Source organism: Streptomyces sp. NRRL WC-3605, assembly GCF_001509795.1.
Classification (GTDB): Bacteria; Actinomycetota; Actinomycetes; order Streptomycetales; family Streptomycetaceae; genus Streptomyces; species Streptomyces viridochromogenes.
The window spans coordinates 24,667-46,019 of sequence record NZ_LLZN01000053.1 but is presented as its reverse complement, the minus strand read 5'-3'; the positions used below and the strand labels follow the sequence as shown (position 1 = coordinate 46,019).

Annotated in this window: 20 protein-coding genes; 6 read left to right on the top strand and 14 right to left on the bottom strand. The window is 70.4% G+C overall.

Annotation, left to right across the window (positions count from 1 at the left end; genetic code table 11):
• Positions 1-57: 57 nt before the first annotated feature.
• Positions 58-393 carry a hypothetical protein gene (locus ADL34_RS15830; protein WP_062673604.1) on the bottom strand — a complete coding sequence of 112 codons (336 nt, stop codon included), beginning with the start codon at positions 391-393 and terminating at the stop codon, positions 58-60.
• 319 nt (positions 394-712) lie between these two features.
• Here ADL34_RS15830 and ADL34_RS15820 point away from each other — a divergent pair, with 319 nt between their 5' ends.
• Positions 713-1,726 (top strand): helix-turn-helix transcriptional regulator, encoded by a 1,014-nt coding sequence (locus ADL34_RS15820; RefSeq protein WP_079034440.1) that lies wholly within the window; start codon positions 713-715, stop codon positions 1,724-1,726.
• Here the strand turns inward: ADL34_RS15820 and ADL34_RS15815 are convergent.
• The gene (locus tag ADL34_RS15815; RefSeq protein WP_062673600.1) at positions 1,705-2,766 is read right to left on the bottom strand and encodes a helix-turn-helix transcriptional regulator; all 1,062 of its coding nucleotides are present in this window, start codon (positions 2,764-2,766) and stop codon (positions 1,705-1,707) included. The genes ADL34_RS15820 and ADL34_RS15815 overlap by 22 nt on opposite strands.
• A 323-nt stretch (positions 2,767-3,089) precedes the next feature.
• Entirely contained in the window at positions 3,090-4,217 is a 1,128-nt protein-coding gene (locus tag ADL34_RS15810; protein WP_199835580.1) for a sugar ABC transporter substrate-binding protein, read from the bottom strand.
• A gap of 304 nt (positions 4,218-4,521) precedes the next feature.
• Between ADL34_RS15810 and ADL34_RS15805 the strand changes: the two genes are divergently transcribed.
• Positions 4,522-6,234, top strand: a complete 1,713-nt coding sequence (locus ADL34_RS15805; RefSeq protein WP_062673599.1) for a fibronectin type III domain-containing protein — start codon at positions 4,522-4,524, stop codon at positions 6,232-6,234.
• Positions 6,235-6,334: 100 nt separating this feature from the next.
• On the opposite strand, the gene ADL34_RS15800 is transcribed toward ADL34_RS15805, so the two are convergent.
• From ADL34_RS15800 to ADL34_RS15780, 5 genes are all read right to left on the bottom strand, one after another.
• Complete coding sequence (locus ADL34_RS15800) at positions 6,335-6,781, bottom strand: heat shock protein transcriptional repressor HspR (protein ID WP_062673597.1); 447 nt, start codon at positions 6,779-6,781, stop codon at positions 6,335-6,337.
• Between the two features lie 5 nt (positions 6,782-6,786).
• On the bottom strand, positions 6,787-7,965 hold the full coding sequence (gene dnaJ, locus ADL34_RS15795; protein WP_062673594.1) for a molecular chaperone DnaJ: 1,179 nt from the start codon (positions 7,963-7,965) through the stop codon (positions 6,787-6,789).
• Positions 7,966-7,998: 33 nt separating this feature from the next.
• Positions 7,999-8,652 carry a nucleotide exchange factor GrpE gene (gene grpE / locus ADL34_RS15790; RefSeq protein WP_062673592.1) on the bottom strand — a complete coding sequence of 218 codons (654 nt, stop codon included), beginning with the start codon at positions 8,650-8,652 and terminating at the stop codon, positions 7,999-8,001.
• Positions 8,652-10,496 carry a molecular chaperone DnaK gene (gene dnaK, locus ADL34_RS15785; RefSeq protein ID WP_062673590.1) on the bottom strand — a complete coding sequence of 615 codons (1,845 nt, stop codon included), beginning with the start codon at positions 10,494-10,496 and terminating at the stop codon, positions 8,652-8,654. The genes grpE and dnaK overlap by 1 nt, the downstream gene beginning before the upstream one ends.
• A gap of 94 nt (positions 10,497-10,590) precedes the next feature.
• A complete protein-coding gene (locus ADL34_RS15780; protein ID WP_062673587.1) occupies positions 10,591-11,655 on the bottom strand; it encodes an MraY family glycosyltransferase in 1,065 nt (354 codons plus the stop codon).
• A 217-nt stretch (positions 11,656-11,872) separates the two neighbouring features.
• Here ADL34_RS15780 and ADL34_RS15775 point away from each other — a divergent pair, with 217 nt between their 5' ends.
• Together ADL34_RS15775 and ADL34_RS15770 are read left to right on the top strand one after the other, a co-directional pair.
• On the top strand, positions 11,873-14,167 hold the full coding sequence (locus ADL34_RS15775; protein ID WP_062673586.1) for a (Fe-S)-binding protein: 2,295 nt from the start codon (positions 11,873-11,875) through the stop codon (positions 14,165-14,167).
• Between the two features lie 121 nt (positions 14,168-14,288).
• Positions 14,289-14,579 (top strand): zinc-ribbon domain-containing protein, encoded by a 291-nt coding sequence (locus ADL34_RS15770; RefSeq protein ID WP_062673584.1) that lies wholly within the window; start codon positions 14,289-14,291, stop codon positions 14,577-14,579.
• 38 nt (positions 14,580-14,617) lie between these two features.
• On the opposite strand, the gene ADL34_RS15765 is transcribed toward ADL34_RS15770, so the two are convergent.
• Both ADL34_RS15765 and ADL34_RS15760 read right to left on the bottom strand, forming a co-directional pair.
• Positions 14,618-15,307: a DUF2637 domain-containing protein gene (locus ADL34_RS15765; protein WP_062673582.1), complete on the bottom strand. Its 690-nt coding sequence runs from the start codon at positions 15,305-15,307 to the stop codon at positions 14,618-14,620.
• A 367-nt stretch (positions 15,308-15,674) separates the two neighbouring features.
• A complete protein-coding gene (locus ADL34_RS15760) occupies positions 15,675-16,331 on the bottom strand; it encodes a DUF5701 family protein (protein ID WP_062673581.1) in 657 nt (218 codons plus the stop codon).
• A 208-nt stretch (positions 16,332-16,539) separates the two neighbouring features.
• Here ADL34_RS15760 and ADL34_RS15755 point away from each other — a divergent pair, with 208 nt between their 5' ends.
• Positions 16,540-17,856 (top strand): FG-GAP repeat domain-containing protein, encoded by a 1,317-nt coding sequence (locus tag ADL34_RS15755; protein WP_107115751.1) that lies wholly within the window; start codon positions 16,540-16,542, stop codon positions 17,854-17,856.
• A 77-nt stretch (positions 17,857-17,933) separates the two neighbouring features.
• Here ADL34_RS15755 and ADL34_RS15750 read toward each other — a convergent pair whose 3' ends face one another.
• Positions 17,934-18,800, bottom strand: coding sequence for a DUF72 domain-containing protein (locus ADL34_RS15750; RefSeq protein WP_062673579.1), 867 nt, complete (start codon positions 18,798-18,800; stop codon positions 17,934-17,936).
• A gap of 191 nt (positions 18,801-18,991) precedes the next feature.
• Here ADL34_RS15750 and ADL34_RS15745 point away from each other — a divergent pair, with 191 nt between their 5' ends.
• Positions 18,992-19,822 carry an alpha/beta fold hydrolase gene (locus tag ADL34_RS15745; RefSeq protein ID WP_062673578.1) on the top strand — a complete coding sequence of 277 codons (831 nt, stop codon included), beginning with the start codon at positions 18,992-18,994 and terminating at the stop codon, positions 19,820-19,822.
• Positions 19,823-19,843: 21 nt separating this feature from the next.
• Here the strand turns inward: ADL34_RS15745 and ADL34_RS15740 are convergent, their stop codons facing one another.
• The 3 genes from ADL34_RS15740 to ADL34_RS15730 form a co-directional block, all read right to left on the bottom strand.
• Entirely contained in the window at positions 19,844-20,617 is a 774-nt protein-coding gene (locus tag ADL34_RS15740) for a polysaccharide deacetylase family protein (protein WP_062673576.1), read from the bottom strand.
• Between the two features lie 173 nt (positions 20,618-20,790).
• Complete coding sequence (locus ADL34_RS36375) at positions 20,791-20,982, bottom strand: hypothetical protein (protein ID WP_179199314.1); 192 nt, start codon at positions 20,980-20,982, stop codon at positions 20,791-20,793.
• Between the two features lie 84 nt (positions 20,983-21,066).
• Complete coding sequence (locus ADL34_RS15730; RefSeq protein WP_062673574.1) at positions 21,067-21,288, bottom strand: hypothetical protein; 222 nt, start codon at positions 21,286-21,288, stop codon at positions 21,067-21,069.
• Positions 21,289-21,353 lie beyond the last annotated feature (65 nt).

Here is a 21,353-nt window from a genome sequence, read left to right as displayed (position 1 = left end):
GGTGACGCCGCTGCGGGGGGAAGCACCTGAGCGATCTGTTACGACGGGGGAATCGCGTCAGGCACTGCGGGGGGTGGCTGAAATGGTCCTTGGGGCCGGTGCCTCCGGCTCCACGAGACGGTGGTCCCGCTGGTCCAGGTTGACGAAGATCATTCCGTATCGGATGGCGCACCGCACGGGCTGCGGCGCCCCCCGAGGCCGCCGCAGACATCGATACGCCCGCACGTCCTCGTCCTCGTCGCGCGTGACGACCACCGGTTCGCCGAAGACGGTCACCATCAGGGAGTCACCGGGGTGGGGGATCGCGGTGACCAGGTCGATGAAGTGCCACCCTGAGCGGTAGGCGGTCGCCATCTCCCTGCGGAATGACCTGTCGTCGGGCGGGGTGGTCATGCCGGCTCCTGCTCGCCGCCGCCATCCGCACCGATGACCGGCCAGGAGCTGTCCCCGGCGATCACGACAGTCGGGGCCGCACTCGGCCAGCTGCTGTCCGCCCGCGAGTCGCTCTTCGCTTCCGAAAGGCCACTCAGGGCTCCGACGGCCACAACGGCGGAGAAGGCGGCGACAAGAATCGAGCGAAGCATTTTGTTCCGCATAATCGGCTTCGTCCTCACTTGAAGGTCCCCTCTTCCCCCGTCGAGTAAGACGATGGCTCATTCGGGCACTTCATGGCCACACGATCGGTGCATCATGTTCCTGCATGTTCAGGACCATGGGGGGTGGAGATTTGGCAACGAATCAGACTAAAGCGACACATCCCCATGCGATGACCGAGATGTGCGCTCAAGGCAGCCGTCTCTATGCGAACGCGCTGCGTGCGGGGCGTATCGCCCGCACCGACGTGGAGTCCGCGCCCTGTCTGATGGAGTTCGCACTGCTCTATCCGGACCCCGACGACGCGAACTGGCTGATCCCCCTCCCCGCCTCGGTGGCGCTCGCCCAACGGCTCAATCCCATCGAACGGGAGATCGCCGCGCGGCGCCGGCTCTCGGTCGAGCTGACCGAGTCCCTCCAGCCCTTCATGGACCTCAGCACCCAGGTCACCGGAAGCACCCACTCGATCACGGTCCTGGAGGGCGGTGAGCGGATCAACGCCGCCCTCAACCTGGCCACCGCCCAGTGCCAGACCGAGATGCTCACCATCCAGCCCAGCACCCGCATCTCGGAGGCCAGCCTCCTGCAGGGCCTGGAGCGCGACCGGCCGCTCATCGAGCGCGGCGTGCGCATACGGACCCTCTACCAGCACACGGTCCGCTACAACCCCGGCAAGCTGGCCTACGTCGCCCAGCTCTCCGACGGCAAGGTCGAGTACCGCACGATCGACGAGCTCGTCGAGCGCCTCATCATCTGCGACGAGTCGGTCGCGTTCATCCCCACCCGCGACGACCAGCAGGTGGCCCTGGAGCTGCGGCACCCCGGGCTCATCCGGTACCTCATCAAGGTCTTCGAGTTCATGTGGAGCCGCGCGGTCCCGCTGAGCGAGCACGCCCCCTACGAGACCGCCCCAGACGGCATCACCGACATCCAGCACACCATCGCCAAGCTCCTGGTGGAGGGCCACGTCGACGAGGCCATCGCGCGCCGGCTCGGGATGAACGTCCGCACCTGCCGGGCCCACATCGCCAAGCTGGCCACCGCCCTGGGCAGCGGCAGCCGCGCCCAGCTCGGCTACCTCATCGCCCAGTCCGGCATCCTCAACGAGGATCACCGGCCCGGAGGCAGCTGAGCCGCGTCCCGCCCGGCCGGCACCCCGAACGGCTGCTGGGCGGGGATCTGGGCCGCGCGGGCCGCCCGGTCCAGGCCGACCTGTGCGATGCGCACCCCGAGCTGCGTACGGCTCGCCGCGCCCAGCGTCTCCGACAGCCGGGCGATGTGCGCCCGGCAGGTGCGCACGCTGATGCCCAGCCGCTCCGCGATCACCGCGTCCTGGTGCCCCTCCGCGAGCAGCGCCGCGATGGACTGCTCCCGGTGCGAGACGCCCTCGAAGCCGGTGTCGGGGATCGGGGCGGTCAGCGGGATCGCCAGCCGCCACAGCCGGTCGAACGCCGTCACCAAGTAGTTGATGAGGGCCGGGTGCCGCAGCTCCAGCGCCATCGTGCGGTCGGTGTTCGCCGGGATGAAGGCCACCGTGCGGTCGAAGAGGATGAGCCGGTCGATGACCTCGTCCAGGGTGCGGGCCTCCACCGCGTCACCCATCAGCTCCAGGTAGTTGAGCAGGCCCTGCCCGTGCCGGGCCACATGCGTGTACAGGTCGCGCATCCGCACGCCCCGGCCGCGCAGCGCCATCGCCCGGTGCAGACCCTCCGTCAGCTCGTGCTCGGGGCGGATGCCGCCGGGCTGGACGGTCAGCACCTCGCGGGTGCACGCCTGGGTGGCCTCGTCCAGCGCGGCCTGGATGCGCGCGTCGCCGTCGAGGATGCGCAGGGCCGTCCCCTCGGCGCCGGACGCGTGGCTCGGGAGCGGGGCGAGTCCGGCGTACCGCTCGAAGGCCGCGACCGCCGAGCCCATCCGCAGCTGGGCCGTGCTGACCTCGTCGTACATCCCGCGCAGCAGCCGGGTCATGACCTCCTGCGGGGACGTCGGCACCAGCCAGTCCATGTCGTCGGGGTCCGGGTGCAGCAGCGCCAGCTCCAGCAGGCAGGGCACCGGCTCCGCGTCCTGGCGGGACACCCTTCCGCGGCGTACGGCCCGGGAGTACACGCGGTCCCCGGCCTCGCACAGGCGGTCGGCGCCATGGGGATGCTCCTGCTCCCCGTGCCCGGCCATCGCTCCATCCACCCCCGGTCTCGCCTCGCGCGCCGGTACCGCGCCCGGCCCTGCGGGCGTGAGGTTCGCTCGCGCTTCCGCAGCGCAACTATGCGCGGACGGGCCGTGGTCCGCAACACGGCTCCTGCCGCGCGCCGGGTCACAACATCCCGTTGTATCCCGCTATTTCCGTCCCTCAGGGGCGCCGGGCTGCAACAAGCTGATGGGGGCTTTTCGGCCCTCTGGCCCGCGCACCGGCCGATTTCCGGGCCCCGGGTTCGCACAACGCAAGAGCCGCCGGGGCGTCCTGCCCCGGCGGCTGCGGTGGATCGTGCGGCGGACGGCTACTTGCCGAGGCCGGCCTGCTGGCACGCGGACTTGTACTTGGCCGTGCAGATCTCGGACAGCTTGTAGATGTTGTCGGCCAGGACCGTCTTGTCGATGTTCGACTTGGTCAGGGCGGCCACCGGGACCAGCAGGGCCGGGATGTCCTGGTGGGTGGGGCTGTCGACCTGGTCCTGGGTGAGGGAGTCGAACTGGATGTCCTTGCCTTGGACCTTGGCGACGGCCATCTCGGCGGCGCTCTCGGCCTCGTGCGGGTAGGACTTGTAGACGCTCATGTACTGCTCGCCGCTCAGGATGCGCTGCACGGCGTCCAGTTCGGCGTCCTGGCCGGTGATGGGCGGCAGCTTGGTCGCGCCCGCCGCCTCCAGGGCCTTGATGACGCCCGCGGCCATGCCGTCGTTGGCGGAGTAGACGCCCTTGATGTTGTTGAGGCCGATCTCGTTGATCGCCTCGGTCATGTTCGCCTGGGCGTTCTCGGGCTTCCAGTCCTTGGTGTCGTACGACTTGGCGATGTCCACCGTGCCCTTGAGCTCGGAGAGCGCGCCCGACTTGAACTGCTTGGCGTTCGGGTCGGTGAGCGACCCGTTCATCATCACGATCTTGTCGGAGGAGTCGACCTCCCCCATGGCCTCCAGCAGCGAGCGGCCCTGCACCTCGCCGACCAGTTCGTTGTCGAACGAGACGTAGGCGTCGATGGGGCCCTCGGCGAGGCGGTCGTAGGCGATGACCGGGATACCGGCGTCCTTGGCCTTCTCCACACCGCTCGCGATGGCGTGGGCGTCCACGGCGTCCAGCAGGATGACGTCCACCTGGTCGTCGACCAGCTGCTCGAGCTGCTGCTCCTGCTTCTTCGCGTCCGCGTCGGCGTTGCGGTAGACGACCTTGCCCTGCTTGCTGGTGAGGCTCTCGACCTTCTCCTTGATGATGGGGTAGTCGAACTTGTCGTAACGGGTGTTCGCGGTCTCCGGCAGCAGCAGGCCCACGGTGACGTCGTTGCCCTTGGTCGGGCTCGCCTCGCTGCTGTCCCCTGTGACTCCCAGTCCGCCGCACGCGCCCAGCGCGAGGGTCATCGTGGAAGCGGCGGCCACGGCGGTGGCGGTACGGCGCAGAGAGCGCAAGGGACGCATAGAGAAGCTCACTTCTGGTGCCTTCGGGACACGGGCGCGCCATTGCGCCCCAATGTCTGAAAAGACAACGCGCCGACGCCCCCCACCGTCAAGCGGAACCACTTAACGAGTGCGCAACACTACGCTCCGTCGATCATGTAAAGACATTGCGGAACTTCGCAGATCACCAGTTACACCCCCTCCACCGAACCCCACTCGGGGGCCTGCCGGACGGCGTAGCGGAATCCGTACAACCAACCCCGTTCGTGATGAGTCCTGTTCAGGACGGCTCGCACCGCCGTCCCGTACTCGACCAGAGGATCGAATGAACCCAGCCAGACGCGCGACCGCCGCCGCCGCTACGACGGTCGCGCTCGCCACCGCGGGCACCCTGCTCACCACGGTCACCCCCGCGTCGGCGGCGGTGTCCTGTACGTCGCCGGTCTTCAAACGGGAGTTCTTCGCGAACACCACGTTCTCCGGGACACCGAAGAAGACCGACTGCGACAGCGCCATCGACCAGAGCTGGTCCGGCGCACCCCTCAGCGGACTGCCCAAGGACAACTTCGGCGTCCGCTGGAGCGTCACCCGCGACTTCGGCTCCGGAGGCCCCTTTACCCTCACCGCCTCCGCCCTCGACGGCATCCGCGTCCGCCTCGACGGCACCCGCAAGATCGACCTGTGGAAGAACACCTCCACCACGGTCTCCAAGACGCTGAATCTGACGATCCCCTCGGGCAAGCACACCCTGCGCGTCGACTACGTCAACTGGACCGGCAGCGCCAAGGTGAAGTTCACCTACACCCCCCGCACCACCACCGTCGACACGACCAAACCCCTCGCCCCCACCGGCGCCAGAGCCACCTACGACACCACCACCGGCAAGGCCGGACTCACCTGGACCCCCAACAAGGAGATGGACCTCGCCGGCTACCGCGTCTATCGCCGCCTGAAGGGCGCCTCGTTCGGCACCACACCCCTCGCGACGACCACGTCCACCTCCTACACGGACACCACCCTCCCGAAGACGGGCGCGACGTACTACTACGAGATCCGCGCCAAGGACAAGGCGGGCAACGTCGGCACGGGCACGACGGACCAGCCGGTGACGACCGTCGACCGGACCGCACCGGCCGCGCCCACCGAACTGACCACCGCGTCCGAGGAGAAGGGCCTGCGGGTCGGCTGGAAGGCCGCCGCCGAGGCCACGTCGTACCGGGTCTACCGGTCCGCGAGCGCCGACGGCACGTACACCAGGGTCGGCACCACCACCCAGGTCTCCTACCTCGACACAACCGCCGTCGAGGGCACCACGTACCACTACCGGGTCACGTCCCTGGACGCCGCCGGCAACGAGTCGGCCCGCTCCTCCTCCATCAGCGGCCGTCGCCGCGACGAGACGCCGCCGTCGCTGGTCACCGGGGTCACCGTCACACCGACCGCGTACGGCTTCGAGGTGCACTGGGACGCCAACCCGACGCCCGACCTCCGGAGCTACGTCGTACGCCGGGGCGAACTCTGGGGCGACGAGGAGGAGAAGGTGTGCTCCCTCTACCCGGGGTACTACGTCTCCGCCGACACGACGTCGTACGCGTACACCACGCTCCCGGACGGCGAGGAGTCCTGCTTCATCGTCGACGCGGTCGACGACGCCGGCAACTCCGCCTTCCAGTGGACCGGTGACGCCCAGATCGTGGTGGCGACGGAACTGGACACCACACCCTCCGTCGAGACGCCCGAGGGCTCCCCGCTCACCCTCGAGGCGGCGGGCGCCGAGGGCGACGAGGGCAACCGGCTCAGCTGGCACGGCCTCGGCGAGGACGCCCCCGAGCAGGCGGCCGGGTACCGCATCTACCGCTGGAACCCCGGCACCTCGGCCTACGAGCGCATCGACGACGCCGCACCGGGCGCCACGGAGTACTTCGACACCGGCGCCGCGCGCGGCACGACGTCCTACTACTGGGTCACCGCCGTCGCCGCCGACGGCACGGAGTCCCTCCCCACGGGCGACTACGCCATCACGGCCCCCGCCCAGTGACCGCCCGAGAACGGACCGGACGGAACGAGTGACGCCGTAGCCCACACGAAGGGGCCCGGAGAGGATCTCCGGGCCCCTTTCGTGTGGTGTGCGTCGCGTTCTAGTCCTTGGCGCGCTTCGGGCGCCAGACGACCAGGGCGCTGGTCTGCTGGACCTCCTGGTACGGGACCAGGTCGCGGCGGTACGAGGCGTGCACCGCCGCCTCGCGCTGCTGCATCGCCGCCGCCGCTCCGTCCAGGGCCGCCTGCAGTTCGGCGACGCGGGACTGGAGCGCGGCGACCTGGTTCTCCAGTTCGATGATGCGCTTGATGCCGGCCAGGTTGATGCCCTCGTCCTGCGACAGCTGCTGCACCTGCCGGAGCAGTTCGATGTCGCGGGCCGAGTAGCGCCGGCCCCGCCCGGGCGTGCGGTCCGGGGAGACCAGGCCGAGGCGGTCGTACTGACGGAGGGTCTGCGGGTGCAGGCCGGACAGCTGGGCCGCCACCGAGATGACGTAGACCGGGGTCTCCTCGGTCAGTTCATACGGGTTGCGCCGACGACCGTCCATCTGACTCATGCTCCCTTCGCGGCCTGGAACAGCTCCGCCCGCGGGTCCTCGCCCGCGGTCGCCTCGCGATACGCCTCCAGCGCTTCACGAGCCTTCCCCGTCACGTCCTTCGGGACACTCACCTCGACGGTGACCAGGAGGTCCCCGCGGGTGCCGTCCTTGCGGACCGCGCCCTTGCCCCGCGCCCGCATGGTGCGGCCGTTGGGCGTGCCCGGCGGCAGCTTCAGGGTCACGGCGGGTCCGCCCAGGGTCGGTACCCTGACCTCCCCGCCGAGCGCCGCCTCCGCGAAGGTCACGGGGACGGTCACCGTCAGGTTGTCGTCCTTGCGCCCGAAGACCGGGTGCGTGTCGACGTGGACGGTGACGTACAGGTCGCCGGCGGGGCCGCCCCGCTCGCCGGGCGCGCCCTTGCCGCGCAGCCGGATGCGCTGCCCGTCGGACACCCCGGCGGGGATGCGGACCTGCATCGTCCGGGACGACTTGGCCCGGCCGCTGCCCTTGCACTCCGCGCAGGGGTGCTCGGCGATGAGGCCGCGGCCCTTGCAGTCCGGGCACGGGTCGGTCAGCGAGAAGCCGCCGCCCGAGCCGCGGGCCACCTGGCCGGTGCCGACGCAGGTCGGGCACACGCGCGGTGTGCCGTTCTTGTCGCCGGTGCCCGCACACGCCTTGCACGGCGACTGGGAGGACATCCGCAGGGGGACCGTCGCGCCCTCGATCGCCTCGGTGAAGCTGAGGCTGACCTCGGTGTCGATGTCCTGGCCGCGCCGCGGCTGGGTCCGGGTCGTGCCCGTGCCGCCGCGGTTGAACAGGCCCCCGAAGACGTCACCCAGCCCGCCGCCGAAGCCGCCGGCTCCACCCTGGCCGCCCTGGGCGCCTCCGAAGAGGTCGCCCAGGTCGAAGTTGAAGGAGCCGCCCGCACCGCCCGGGCCGGGGCGGAAGCCGCCGTTGCCGAACAGGGCGCGGGCCTCGTCGTACTCCTTGCGCTTCTTGGGGTCGCCGAGGACGTCGTTCGCCTCGGAGATCTCCTTGAACCGCTCCTCCGCCTTGACGTTGCCCTTGTTGGCGTCCGGGTGGAACTCGCGGGCGAGCTTCCGGTACGCCTTCTTGATCTCGGCCTCGGTGGCGTCCTTGGGGACGCCGAGGACCTTGTAGTAGTCCTTCTCGATGAAGTCCTTGGTGCTCATCCTCGACGTCCCTCCTTCCTCATGGGTTCAACGTCAGCCCTCGTCCGGGCCACCGCTCTCCTTGTCGTCGGCCGCCTCCGCGGACTCCTCCTTGACGGTCTGCGCGCCCGGCTGGGGCTCGGCGACGGCCACCCGCGCGGGGCGGATGGTGCGCTCGCCGATGCGGTACCCCGGCTGGAGGATCGCGACGCAGGTCGTCTCGGTGACGTCAGGCGCGTAGCTGTGCATCAGCGCCTCGTGGATCGTCGGGTCGAAGGGCTCGCCCTCCTTGCCGAACTGCTGGAGGCCCATCTTCGCCGCGACGGTCTCCAGCGACTCCGCGACGGACTTGAATCCGCCGACGAGCTCGCCGTGCTCCCGCGCGCGGCCGATGTCGTCGAGCACGGGAAGGAGCTCGGTCAGGAGGTTCGCGACGGCGATCTCCTTGACCGTGATCCGGTCCCGCTCCACGCGGCGGCGGTAGTTCTGGTACTCGGCCTGGAGGCGCTGGAGGTCCGCGGTGCGCTCGCCGAGCGCGGTGCGCACCTGGTCCAGCTGGGCCACCAGACCCGGGTCTGCGTGTCCGTCCCCGGCCGGGGCCGTCCCCTCGCTGTTCTGCGAGGTCGCGGCCTTCGGCTCGGCGTCGTCAGGGGTGGCGCCGGAGGGGACGTCGGGCTTCTCGTCGAAGCCCGGGGTCTCCTCCGTCATTACGCCGCACCGTCCTTGCGCTCGTCGTCCACGATCTCGGCGTCCACCACGTCGTCGTCGGCGGCCTTCGCGCCACCGGCCTCGGCACCCTCGGCGCCGGCACCGGCGGCCTGGGCGTCGGCGTACATGGCCTGGCCGACCTTCTGGGAGACCGCGGCGACCTTCTCGGTGGCCGTGCGGATCTGCGCGGTGTCCTCGCCCTTGAGCGCGGTCTTCAGCTCCTCGACGGCGGACTCGACCTCGGTCTTGACCTCGGCCGGGACCTTGTCCTCGTTGTCCTTGAGGAACTTCTCCGTCTGGTAGACGAGCTGCTCGCCCTGGTTGCGGGTCTCGGCGGCCTCGCGGCGGGCGTGGTCCTCCTCCGCGTACTTCTCGGCCTCTTCGCGCATCCGGTTGACCTCGTCCTTCGGCAGCGAGGAGCCGCCGGTGACGGTCATCTTCTGCTCCTTGCCCGTGCCCAGGTCCTTGGCGGTCACGTGCATGATGCCGTTGGCGTCGATGTCGAAGGACACCTCGATCTGCGGGACGCCGCGGGGCGCCGGGGGCAGACCGGTCAGCTCGAACATCCCGAGCTTCTTGTTGTACGCCGCGATCTCGCGCTCGCCCTGGTAGACCTGGATCTGCACGGACGGCTGGTTGTCCTCGGCCGTCGTGAAGATCTCGGACCGCTTGGTCGGGATCGTGGTGTTGCGCTCGATGAGCTTGGTCATGATGCCGCCCTTGGTCTCGATACCGAGGGACAGCGGGGTCACGTCGAGGAGCAGGACGTCCTTGACCTCACCCTTGAGGACACCGGCCTGGAGCGAGGCGCCGATGGCGACGACCTCGTCCGGGTTCACGCCCTTGTTGGCCTCCTTGCCGCCGGTCAGCTCCTTGACGAGCTCGGCGACGGCGGGCATACGGGTGGAGCCACCGACGAGGACGACGTGGTCGATCTCGTTGATGGAGACGCCGGCGTCCTTCATGACGTTGAAGAACGGGGTCTTGCAGCGCTCCAGCAGGTCGGCCGTCAGCTGCTGGAACTGAGCCCGGGTGAGCTTCTCGTCCAGGTGCAGGGGGCCTTCCGCGGAGGCGGTGATGTAGGGCAGGTTGATCGAGGTCTCGGTGGACGAGGACAGCTCGATCTTGGCCTTCTCCGCCGCCTCGCGCAGGCGCTGGAGGGCCATCTTGTCCTTGGACAGGTCCACGCCGTGACCGGACTGGAACTGCTTGACCAGGTAGTCGACGACGCGCTGGTCCCAGTCGTCACCACCGAGGTGGTTGTCACCGTTGGTGGCCTTCACCTCGACGACGCCGTCGCCGATCTCCAGGAGGGACACGTCGAAGGTGCCGCCACCGAGGTCGAAGACGAGGATCGTCTGGTCGTCCTTGTCGAGGCCGTACGCGAGCGCCGCCGCGGTGGGCTCGTTGACGATGCGCAGGACGTTCAGACCGGCGATCTCGCCGGCCTCCTTCGTCGCCTGGCGCTCGGAGTCGTTGAAGTAGGCCGGGACGGTGATGACCGCGTCCGTGACCTTCTCGCCCAGGTAGGACTCCGCGTCCCGCTTCAGCTTCTGCAGGATGAAGGCGGACATCTGCTGCGGATTGAAGGGCTTCCCGTCCAGCTCCGTCTTCCAGTCGGTGCCCATGTGACGCTTCACGGACCGGATGGTCCGGTCCACGTTGGTCACCGCCTGGCGCTTGGCCACCTCGCCGACCAGCACCTCGCCGTTCTTGGCGAAGGCGACGACGGACGGCGTGGTCCTGGCACCCTCGGCGTTGGTGATGACGGTGGGCTCGCCGCCCTCCAGAACGCTGACGACGGAGTTAGTCGTGCCCAGGTCGATGCCGACCGCACGTGCCATGGTTGATTCCTCCAGCTGACTTGAGTGGAACGGACTCAAGTGTGCATGACGGCGCGCGACGGGTCAACAGAGCTGAGTCGACCTCACTCAAGTCTTATCCGTTCCTTACACGCAACCGCGCGCCTACCTGCGACGATTCCATACGCCGGGAGGCACGGACGGAGTCCTGCACCGGCACGCGCGGTTGACGCCTGGGGCCGTAGGGCTTGATGTGCAGGAGGCCGAGGACGACGAGGGCCGAGCCCGCCCCCACCCACCACACCGCCGTCCCGCCGAGCCGGCCCAGGTGCACCAGGACCCCGACGACGACCCCGGGCAGGGCAGCGGCGCCCAGCGCGACGGTCGCGCCCTGCGGGGTGAGACCGACGCGGCGCAGCCGGTGGGCCAGATGGTCCGGCGCGCCCCGCAGCAGCGGCCGTCCGGCCAGCCGGCGGGAGACGGCGACCAGGGCCACGTCGGTGACGGCGAGCGCGGAGAGGGCGTAGAGGACCCCGCCGCTGACGGCCGGGTCGTGCCCGGCCCGGGTGATCACCAGCGACGAGGCCAGGACGAACCCGACGAACAGCGAGCCGGTCGCACCGAGCCCGATCCGCGCCGGGTGCCAGTTCGGCAGCAGGAAGCCGGTCAGGGCGGCGGCCAGCACGCTCAGCAGCACCGCCAGCTCGTCCATGACCTCGGCCGCCGCGCAGACGCCGACCCCGAAGGCGGTGAGCACCCCGACCGTGCCGGCCAGCGCGTCCGCGTGGTCCAGCGCCTTGAAGGCGACGGAGACCAGGACGATCCAGGCGACGGCCGGCACCGCGAGCAGGAACCCGGTGTCGCCGTACGGCACCACGCAGGCCGCCGCGACGGCCGTGCCGCCGGCCAGGAACCGCGCCTTGACCCGCCGTACGTCGGCGACGAGGCCGAGCAGGGCGACGGCGCCCGCGGCGACCAGCAGCCGCATGATCTCCGAACCCAGCGGGGCGTATCCGGTCCATTCGCCGGCGGCGGCGACCAGGCAGGTCACCAGGGCGACCGCCACCCCGCCGAGCAGGGGCAGCGGGCGCTGCCGGCGCCGGTCGAGAATGCCGAACCGCAGAGCGGGCAGACGGAGCAGCGCCGCCAGCAGGGCGGTGACCAGCAGGGCGGTGGTGGCGGCGGTGATCCCGTAGAGCACGGAGTCAGATTAGTGCCGTATATACCATTTCGGGATGAATAACACGATCGGTTCTTAAGGCAAGCCTCAGCGACCCAGATCACCCCACCCCTGACTACAGTGCGACAGAGGATGCGGGTAGTCTCAGAGGACTGCATAAGTTACCGCTTAGTAATGTCGCCAGTCATGTCGAGGGACCCCCTCGAACCACCCCCTCGCAGGCCCGAGGAGCCCCGAAATGCAACTCGCCGCGATCATCGTGTCGCTGGTGCTGACCGTGGTCGGCGTTGCGCTGCTCGCACGCGCCATCGGCCAGTTCGTCCGGTACTTCAAGCTCGGCCAGCCGGTGCCGGCCGGCAGCCGCACCGACAACCCCTACGCGCGCAGCGTCACGCTCGTGAAGGAGTTCCTCGGCCACACCCGGATGAACCGCTGGGGCATCGTCGGCGTCGCCCACTGGTTCGTCGCGGTCGGCTTCCTGACGCTCCCGCCCACCCTCGCCCAGGCGTTCGGGCAGCTCTTCCAGGCCGACTGGACGCTGCCGGTCATCGGTGAGTTCCTGCCGTTCGAGATGTACATCGAGTTCATCGGCCTGATGACGATCCTCGGCATCGCCGTGCTCATCGTGATCCGGCTGCTGAGCCTGCCGTCCCGTCCGGGCCGCAAGTCCCGCTTCGCCGGCTCCAAGGCGGGCCAGGCGTACTTCGTCGAGTACGTCATCCTCACCATCGGCCTCGCCATCTACGTCCTGCGGGGCCTGGAGGGCGCGCTACACCACGTCGACGGCTACGAGGCCGGGTACTTCGCCTCGTACCCGCTGGTGCTCGCCTTCAAGGGCCTGAGCGTCACCGCGCTGCAGAACCTCGTCTACTTCGTCGCGATGATCAAGATCGGCACGTCCTTCGTGTGGATGATCGTCGTCTCGCTGAACACCAACATGGGTGTCGCCTGGCACCGCTTCCTGGCGTTCCCGAACATCTGGTTCAAGCGCAACGCCACCGGTGAGACCGCGCTCGGCGCCCTGCCCGCGATGACGTCCGGCGGCAAGCCGATCGACTTCGGCGACCCCGGCGAGGACGACGTCTTCGGCGTCTCCCAGGTCGAGCAGTTCTCCTGGAAGGGCCTGCTGGACTTCTCCACCTGCACCGAGTGCGGCCGCTGCCAGTCGCAGTGCCCCGCCTGGAACACCGGCAAGCCGCTCTCCCCGAAGCTGCTGATCATGTCGCTGCGCGACCACGCGCACGCCAAGGCGCCCTACCTGCTCGCGGGCGGCGGCAAGACCATGGAGGGCGAGGAGAAGGCCTCCGAGGAGCAGCTCAAGGACGTCCCGGCGGCCGCGCTGGCGGAGGCCGAGCGCCCGCTGATCGGCACCGCCGAGGAGAACGGCGTCATCGACCCGGACGTCCTGTGGTCCTGCACCACCTGCGGCGCCTGCGTCGAGCAGTGCCCGGTCGACATCGAGCACATCGACCACATCGTCGACATGCGCCGCTACCAGGTGATGATCGAGTCCGCGTTCCCGTCCGAGGCGGGCACGATGCTCAAGAACCTGGAGAAGAAGGGCAACCCCTGGGGCCTGGCGAAGAAGCAGCGCCTGGAGTGGCTCAAGGAGGTCGACTTCGAGGTCCCGGTCGTCGGCAAGGACATCGAGGACCTCACCGAGGTCGAGTACCTGTACTGGGTCGGCTGCGCCGGCGCCCTGGAGGACCGGGCCAAGAAGACCACCAAGGCCTTCGCCGAGCTGCTGCACATGGCGGGCGTCAAGTTCGCCATCATGGGCGGCGACGAGAAGTGCACCGGTGACTCCGCCCGCCGCCTCGGCAACGAGCCCCTGTTCCAGGAGCTCGGCATGGAGAACGTCATGGCCCTGAACATGGCGTTCGGCGAAGAGATGGACGACGAGGGCAACGTGACGCCCGAGTCGAGGAAGCCCAAGTCGGCGAAGAAGATCGTCGCCACCTGCCCGCACTGCCTCAACACGATCGGCAACGAGTACCCGCAGATCGGCGGCGACTACGAGGTCGTCCACCACACCCAGCTGCTCCAGCACCTGGTGGACGAGGGCAAGCTGATCCCGGTCACTCCGGTCGAGGGCATCATCACCTACCACGACCCGTGCTACCTGGGCCGGCACAACAAGATCTACACGCCCCCGCGCGAGATCATCGCCAGCGTCCCCGGTCTGCGCAACGAGGAGATGCACCGCCACAAGGAGCGCGGCTTCTGCTGCGGCGCCGGTGGTGCCCGGATGTGGATGGAGGAGCGGATCGGCAAGCGCATCAACAACGAGCGCGTCGACGAGGCCCTCTCCACCAACCCGGACATCGTCTCCACCGCCTGCCCGTTCTGCCTCGTCATGCTGACCGACTCGGTCAACGGCAAGAAGAACGAGGGCAAGGCCAAGGAGTCCATCCAGGTCGTCGACGTCGCCCAGCTGCTGCTGGAGTCGGTCAAGACGCCGGTGACGGACGACGAGCCGCCCGCGGGCGAGGCCGGAGCCGAGAACGAGCCGGAGCCGGCCCCGGCGAAGTAGCCGCTTCGGCGAAGCAGCCGCTTCCCGGGCCGCACGACGAAGCCCCCTGGACCCGCACGGGACAGGGGGCTTCGTCGTGGGGCACGCTGGAGGACGGCACCTGATCGGAAGGAACCGTCGCGTGATCATCTTCGGCACCAAGGGCTACCTCTACCAGCTCGCCATACTGACGCTGGTGTGCGGCCGGTGCGGCAACCCCTCGGCCCACACCCTGCGCAAACGCGTCACGAAGTTCACGCTGTTCTTCGTGCCGCTGTTCCCCTTCTCGACCAAGTACGCGACGCAGTGCACGTTCTGCGCCGCCGAGCAGCAGATCACCAGGGAGCAGGCCGACCAGCTCCTGGCGCAGGCCACCCCCGGGGACCCCGGTCAGCAGGCGTACGGACAGCCGCAGCAGCCGTACCGGCCCTGAGGTCCGGCGGACCGGTTTCCGGGGCCCCCGGCGGCGGCCTACGGCTTCGGCTGCTTGGGGGCGCCCACCGCGTCGGCGGCGTGCCGGGGGCCGGGGCGGGACGAGAACTGCCCGATGAGCTCGCGGAAGCAGACCAGGGCGGTGATCGGCGGGATGCCCACGACCACCATCGCCAGCAGCGAGTGCGCGGACTGCCCGATGCACAGCGCCACGGCGGTGCCGGAGGCGATCAGCATGACGGCCCAGGACTTACGGGCGGTCCGGCGCTGGACCGACGCCCGCAGGATGGAGAGCCCCGCCAGCAGCCACGGACCGTAGACCGTCAGCGGCCACCAGTGGGCCAGCCTGGGCGCCACCACGAGCAGCGCGATCGTCCGCAGCTGGTCGTACGAGTACGAGATGGACCAGGTGAGCATCGTCACCGCGCACAGGGTGATGAGGACGACCAGGATCGAGACGGTGAGAACCTTCGGGTTCTTGGTGAGCGAGTGCGCGCCGGGCTGGGGCCGCTTGCGGTGCACCGGGCGGGGCGCCGGCCGGCGGTCGGCCTCCTGGCGGGGCGGGACGGGGTCCGGGGCGCGGGCGGCGCTCAGCATCTGGGCCAGCTCCTCGTCCAGGTCCCAGGCCTCCGGCGACATGCCCCCGTCCGGCGGCTGCCAGAGGTTCTGCATATCGAGCTGCTGGGTGTAATGAGGCGGCTCGCCTACCGGCTCATAGTCGGTCCTCATCTTCTACGACCCCTCCCCTTCGCGTGCCGCCCGCAGATATTCACGCTCCATCCGGCCGATGGTTCTCAGGAAGTCGTCGAGCAGATCAGAGCAATAGGTGATGCTCTCCGCTGTGATCTGATCAGCTGCCTGACGCGAACGTCGCGCGCATTCCTCAGCTGCGTGTTTTTCCTGCCAAGTCACGCCCACCTAACGAGCGCCGCGCGGGGCAGGACATCTGGCATTCGGGGGAATATGCGTCAACGGTGATGATATGGAATATCCCATGACCGCCGCCGCCCGATGACATTCGGAAAATGTACTCCGGCACTTTTCCTTTGCGGATCTTGGCCGAATTCCTCACAGCACGGGCGGCGACGCGGGACCGCTATCCGACGCGTCCGGCGGCGGAGGCGAAGCCCAGCCAGGTGTGGCGGTTGCCCCACCAGCACCAGCCGACCTTCGGGGCGTCCTTGCGCTCACGACCGTCGCGGCCGGTGCCGTTGCTGATCCAGACGGCCGGGGTGCGCGCGTCGAAGGAGCCGTCGGCCTTGCGCAGCCGCGAGCCGATCGTCATGAAGCATTGGCCGCGCTCCAGGGCCGCCGGCTGCTGGATGACCCAGTGCAGACCTTCCGTGAGCGTCAGCGGGGTACGGCCCTTCCCGGTGAGCTCGGGCAGGGCCTCCTCGGGGCTCCAGTTGGCCAGATGATCACCCCGGTCCACGCCGGTGACGAGGTGGAAGGGCCCCTCCGGCAGCTCGACGCCCACCGGGGCGAAGTCGTCGACGTCGGGCATGTCGACGACCACGAAACCGGGCTTGCCGCGACGGCGCAGCAGCGGCGCGAGCGCGGAGGCCGGGACCCGGTCGGGGTGGACGGCGAGCAGGGCGCCGGGATGCGCGTCCCCGGCCCGCTCGGCGTAGGCCCGCAGCTCGTCGGCCGGGGCCCCGGCGAGGTCGTGCACGCCGAGCTCGATCAGGCGCTCCGCCTGCGCGGCGAGCGGGGGAAGGGCTGTGACGGCGGCGGGGGACGAGATGTCGGGCACGGCTCTCCTCGGGTGCGCTGCGGGTGGACCTGGGGTCAACGAAGGCTTCCGCACAGGCGTTCCCGGGCGGCCGGGCCTGGGCCCGACTCGGGCGTAATCAAGCCACATCCGCCCATCCCGCCACCCCGTCCGGGCGCAGGGCTGTCGCCGCTTCTCGAACGCGTGCATCATTACCCAGTTGTTGTCCCTGGTAATGACGAGGTGAGCGGTGCGCGCGCGACGAAGCGGGAAGTGTACGGCGGCCCTGACCGGCACCCTCGCCACGCTCACGGCCCTGGCCCTGACGGCCTGCGGACCCACCGCCCACGACGACGCGAAGACCGAGCCCACCCCGCTCCGGGTCGCCGACGCCCCCGCCGAACTCCCGGTGCCGCACGGCAAGGGCAGCAAGGTCCCCGACGACTTCAACGGGGACGGGCACCGCGACCTCGTCCTCAACGACCTGGCGAAGGCGCAGGCCCACACGGACGACGCCGGCATCGGCATCGTCTACGGCGGCGCCCGCGGACTCACGCCCGGCGCCCGGCAACTGCTCGACCCCCGGCGGCACGCGGCCGCCACCGACGGACGGCAGCCCGCCGTCTTCGACGCCGAGGCGACCTGCGACCTCGACGACGACGGCTTCACCGACCTGGTGGTCTCCACGGACCCGCCGTTCGACGGCCAGGGCCGGCCGCCGGTCCCGCTCCAGATCCTCTTCGGCTCCCCCGGCGGCCTCACCGGCAAGGGGGTCAAGCTGGCCATCCCCGACGCGGCCCGCTACGGCAACGACTGGCCGGACCAGCCCGTGTGCGGCGACTTCGACGGCGACGACGCCCAGGACCTGGTGGTGCACGCCTCGGACGGGCGGCTGAGCTTCCTGCGCGGCCCGTTCGACCGGGACGGCGCCCCCCGCGCGGCCGGCGCCCCCGTGCCGTCGCCGGGCAACCTGCCCACCGGGCCGGCCGCCGACGTCGACGGCGACGGGTACGACGACCTCGTGGTGCGCACGGCGGAGGGCTCCGGGACCTCCGCCGTGGTCCTCGGCGGCCCGGACGGCCCGACCCGCACGGGGGTCACGCTGCCCGCCGGTATCGACCTCGCCCTCGGCGCGTTCGGCCGGGGCAAGGCCCTGGACGCGGCCGTCGGCGCCATGGGCAGGACGTCCCTGCGCTACGACCTGCCCGCCTCGGCCGCACGGGCCACGCTCGACAGCGCCGGCTCGATGCTGGACGCCGCGGACTTCGACGGCGACGGACTGAGCGAACTGCTCTCCAGCGGCTCGCAGTTGCGCGTCTTCCGGGGCCGCGCGGGCGGTCTTCGCACCACCGGCATGGTCACCGTGAAGCCACCTGCGCACGGCACCACCCGCGTCCTGTCCACCGGCGACTTCGACGGCGACGGCCGCGCGGACCTGGTCGTGCGGACGTACGTCGGCGAGACCAAGGACACGGTGGCCGTGTTCCCGGGGCGGCCCGCCAAGCAGGGCCTGCTGGCGGCCGAGCCGTCGGTGACGTTCTCCAGCACGGAGTTCCTGGTGCGCTAGGGGGTGTCTTGTCGATCAGGCCGGGCTCCCGGCGCCTGGCACCGGGAGCCGACCCGGCCCGATCGACAAGACACCCCCTAGCCGATGTTGCTGCCCTGGGTCTGGCCCAGGAGGCGGGTCATGGCCTCGGCCGCCCGTACGGCCGCGTCCCCGCAGCAGTTGTTGAACAGCACGTGCAGGGCGTCGACCCGGCCGGCCAGCGTCTCCAGCCGGGGCAGCCACTCGCGCAGTTCGCCCTCGTCGTAGCAGTGCCGGAAGCGCTCCTCCTTGCTGCCCGTCCCCCAGTGGGCGCTGCGGCCGTGGAACCGCACGACCGAGAGCCGGGGCGAGGTGACCGGGGCGACCGGCGGCACGGACGCCGGCAGCGTCTGCGTCATGTCCACCGCGACCGCCGCCATCCCGTGCCGGGCGAGCAACGCCCGCGTGGCCTCGGCCTGTTCGTCCCGCCACCACGCCGGATGCCGGAACTCCACGCTCACCGGCCACCCCCGGGTCCGCCGCGCGGTCTGCTCCAGGAACGCCTCCGCCCGCGCGCCGGGACGGAACCACGGCGGGAACTGGAACAGCACGGCGCCCAGCCGCCCGGCCCTCCGCAGCGGCGCGATCCCCGTCGTGAACCGGTCCCACACCTCGTCCAGGAGGCGTGGGTCCCGCGCGTCGGCCGGCCACCCCCGCGGCATCAGGGCCGGCCGGGTCGGATGCCCGGTCAGCAGCGAGAACGCCTTCACGTCGAACACGAAGCCGTCCGGCGTGCGCTCCGCCCACAGGGAGCTGTTCCGCTCCCCGGGCAGCGCGTAGTACGTCGCGTCGACCTCGACCACCGGGAAGCGCTCGGCGTAGTGCCGCAACCGCCCCTCGGCGTCCCGCCGCCCCACCGGGTACCAGCCGCTGCCGACCAGCGCCCGGTCCGTCCACGAACACGTGCCCACCAGGATGTCGCCCATGGCACGGCGGTTACCCGGACGCGCGGCGGCCAGACGTGCGCTCCCGCCGCTGAGGATGTGGCCTGCGGGGCCCGCGCGTAGTCTGGTCCGGGTACGTTCCGGCGCGCCTCCAGGCGCGAACTCGCAGGTCACGCGTGTGCCCCCTCCTGTCCGGGTGGCTGAGGCACGCCCGGACGAGCGGAGGACCAACGATGGGTACAGTCACCACCGACGACGGCACCACGATCTTCTACAAGGACTGGGGTCCACGCGACGGCAAGCCGATCGTCTTCCACCACGGCTGGCCGCTGAGCGCGGACGACTGGGACAACCAGATGCTGTTCTTCCTGTCGCACGGCTACCGGGTCATCGCCCACGACCGGCGCGGCCACGGACGGTCGACGCAGACCTCCGAAGGCCACGACATGGACACGTACGCGGCCGACGTCGCCGCCGTCACCGACGCGCTCGACCTGCGGGACGCCGTCCACATCGGGCACTCCACGGGCGGCGGCGAGGCCACCCGCTACGTCGCCCGCGCCAAGCCCGGCAGGGTCTCCAAGGCGGTGCTGGCGGGTGCCGTGCCGCCCGTCATGGTCAAGTCGGAGAGCAACCCCGGCGGTACGCCCATCGAGGTGTTCGACGGGTTCCGCGAGGGCCTCGCCGCCAACCGGGCGCAGCTCTACATCGACGTGCCGTCGGGGCCGTTCTACGGCTTCAACCGTCCCGGCGCGGAGGTGTCGCAGGGCCTGATCGACAACTGGTGGCGGCAGGGCATGATGGGCGCGGCCAACGCCCACTACGAATGCATCAAGGCGTTCTCCGAGACCGACTTCACCGAGGACCTGAAGAAGATCGACGTCCCGGTGCTGGTCATGCACGGCAGCGACGACCAGATCGTGCCGTACGAGGACTCGGCGCCCCTGTCGGCCAAGCTCCTGAAGAACGGCACGCTCAAGACGTACGAGGGCTATCCGCACGGGATGCTGACGACGCACCCGGAGGTCCTCAACCCGGACATCCTGGAGTTCATCCGGTCGTGACGCCGGTGGCGCCCGGGCGGCTCACCGCACCGGGAAGCCGCAGGTGTAGCCCTGGGCCGCGAGCCACGGCAGGACGCGGCGCAGGGCCTCGACGGTCTGGGATCGGTCGCCGCCGGCGTCGTGGAACAGCAGCGTCGGCCCGTTGGCCAGCTCCCTCTGCACGGTGGCGACGATGGCGTCCGCGCCCGGCCGTTCGAAGTCCTTGGTGTCGACGTTCCAGCCGAGCGGCCGCATGCCGCGCGAGGCGGCGAGCTTGCGGCTGTAGGGGGTGAACGCCCCGCCCGGCGCCCGGTAGTACATGGGCCGTACGCCCCCGGACGCCTCGGTGATCATGCGCTCGGCGTCGAGGATCTGCCGCGATTGGTAGGTCTGCGAGTTCTTGTCCATGGCGGTGTCGTGGGACACCGAGTGGTCGCACAGCCGGTGCCCCTCGGCGACGACCTTCTTCACCAGGTCCGGGTACGCCTTCGCCTGCGTGCCGACCATGCAGAACGTGGCCTTCACACCGTGCTCGCGCAGCACGTCGAGGACCTGCGGGGTCCAGTTCGGGTCGGGGCCGTCGTCGATGGTGATGTTGACGCCGCGCGGCCCCTTCTCCGAGGCGTGCGCGATGGTCACGGCGACCGGCTTGGCTGCGCGGTCCGCCGCGGCCGGCGCGGTCGCCCTGGGGGCCGCCTCGCCCGCGGCACCGGCCTGCGCGGTCCACACCGAGGCCCCCGTGGCCAGGATCGTGACGCCCAGCGCCGCCCCGATCAGCTTGCCGTACCAGCCGCGCCCGCCCCCGTGCCGTGCCATGTCCGCCCCGCTCTCCCGCTGTCGCCCGCCGCTGCCCGGTCACTGTGACCATCTGGCATGACGAGCTCCGGCGGCCCGGGGATCCGCCCGTTACCGATCACGGACAATCCCGGGGGCGTTCGGGGACAACCCGGCGGGGGCGCGGCGCGCGGCGCCGTCCCGCGGGGCGGAGGTCAGGCGGCGCGCCCGCGCCGTCCGCTCCGCTGGTGACGGGCGGCGGTCATGTCGTCCTCCCGGTCGTCCGTCTCCTCGGCCCAGACACCCTCGTCGTCCCCGAAGTCGGGGGCCTGGAAGGGCGTCGTGGTGGGAGGCGGAGAGGCCGCGCCGGTCCGGCGGGGCTGCCCCTCGTGGGGGGCGGAGAACAAGGACGTCGATTCGATGGGAGTTCTGCCTTTCGTGCAGGTCCCACGACGGGGACCTGGGGTGCCGTGACCGGGCACCGGCGGCTACTAGAGCTTGGTCATCTTGGCGTACGGGCTCACGATCCGCATCTGCGCGGAGCCGAAGTCCACGAGCGCCGCGACCCCGTCCTCGATGCCGACCACCCGTCCGAGGCCGTACACATCATGGGTCACCTGATCGCCCATGGCGAAGTGTTTTGGAGCCGGTACGGCCGGGGCCTTGAAGGGGCTGGTGGGCAGATGACGCTTCGGCGCCGGAGGCTTTGTCATGGCTCAGTATGCGCCTTCGCGCGGCCGCCCCGCTGTGGCCCCGGGCACAAGAAAGCCACAGATGA

What these genes read in the sequence shown, in the direction of transcription:
- ADL34_RS15830 (WP_062673604.1), bottom strand. Translation starts at nt 393, where the DNA reads ATGACCACCCCGCCCGACGACAGGTCATTCCGCAGGGAGATGGCGACC.
- dnaJ (WP_062673594.1), bottom strand. Translation starts at nt 7,965, where the DNA reads ATGAGCACCAAGGACTTCATCGAGAAGGACTACTACAAGGTCCTCGGC.
- ADL34_RS15765 (WP_062673582.1), bottom strand. Translation starts at nt 15,307, where the DNA reads ATGAGGACCGACTATGAGCCGGTAGGCGAGCCGCCTCATTACACCCAG.
- ADL34_RS15805 (WP_062673599.1), top strand. Translation starts at nt 4,522, where the DNA reads ATGAACCCAGCCAGACGCGCGACCGCCGCCGCCGCTACGACGGTCGCG.
- dnaK (WP_062673590.1), bottom strand. Translation starts at nt 10,496, where the DNA reads ATGGCACGTGCGGTCGGCATCGACCTGGGCACGACTAACTCCGTCGTC.
- ADL34_RS15815 (WP_062673600.1), bottom strand. Translation starts at nt 2,766, where the DNA reads ATGGCCGGGCACGGGGAGCAGGAGCATCCCCATGGCGCCGACCGCCTG.
- ADL34_RS15740 (WP_062673576.1), bottom strand. Translation starts at nt 20,617, where the DNA reads ATGGCACGGCACGGGGGCGGGCGCGGCTGGTACGGCAAGCTGATCGGG.
- ADL34_RS15745 (WP_062673578.1), top strand. Translation starts at nt 18,992, where the DNA reads ATGGGTACAGTCACCACCGACGACGGCACCACGATCTTCTACAAGGAC.
- ADL34_RS15800 (WP_062673597.1), bottom strand. Translation starts at nt 6,781, where the DNA reads ATGGACGGTCGTCGGCGCAACCCGTATGAACTGACCGAGGAGACCCCG.
- ADL34_RS15820 (WP_079034440.1), top strand. Translation starts at nt 713, where the DNA reads ATGGGGGGTGGAGATTTGGCAACGAATCAGACTAAAGCGACACATCCC.
- ADL34_RS15730 (WP_062673574.1), bottom strand. Translation starts at nt 21,288, where the DNA reads ATGACAAAGCCTCCGGCGCCGAAGCGTCATCTGCCCACCAGCCCCTTC.
- grpE (WP_062673592.1), bottom strand. Translation starts at nt 8,652, where the DNA reads ATGACGGAGGAGACCCCGGGCTTCGACGAGAAGCCCGACGTCCCCTCC.
- ADL34_RS15775 (WP_062673586.1), top strand. Translation starts at nt 11,873, where the DNA reads ATGCAACTCGCCGCGATCATCGTGTCGCTGGTGCTGACCGTGGTCGGC.
- ADL34_RS15750 (WP_062673579.1), bottom strand. Translation starts at nt 18,800, where the DNA reads ATGGGCGACATCCTGGTGGGCACGTGTTCGTGGACGGACCGGGCGCTG.
- ADL34_RS15810 (WP_199835580.1), bottom strand. Translation starts at nt 4,217, where the DNA reads ATGCGTCCCTTGCGCTCTCTGCGCCGTACCGCCACCGCCGTGGCCGCC.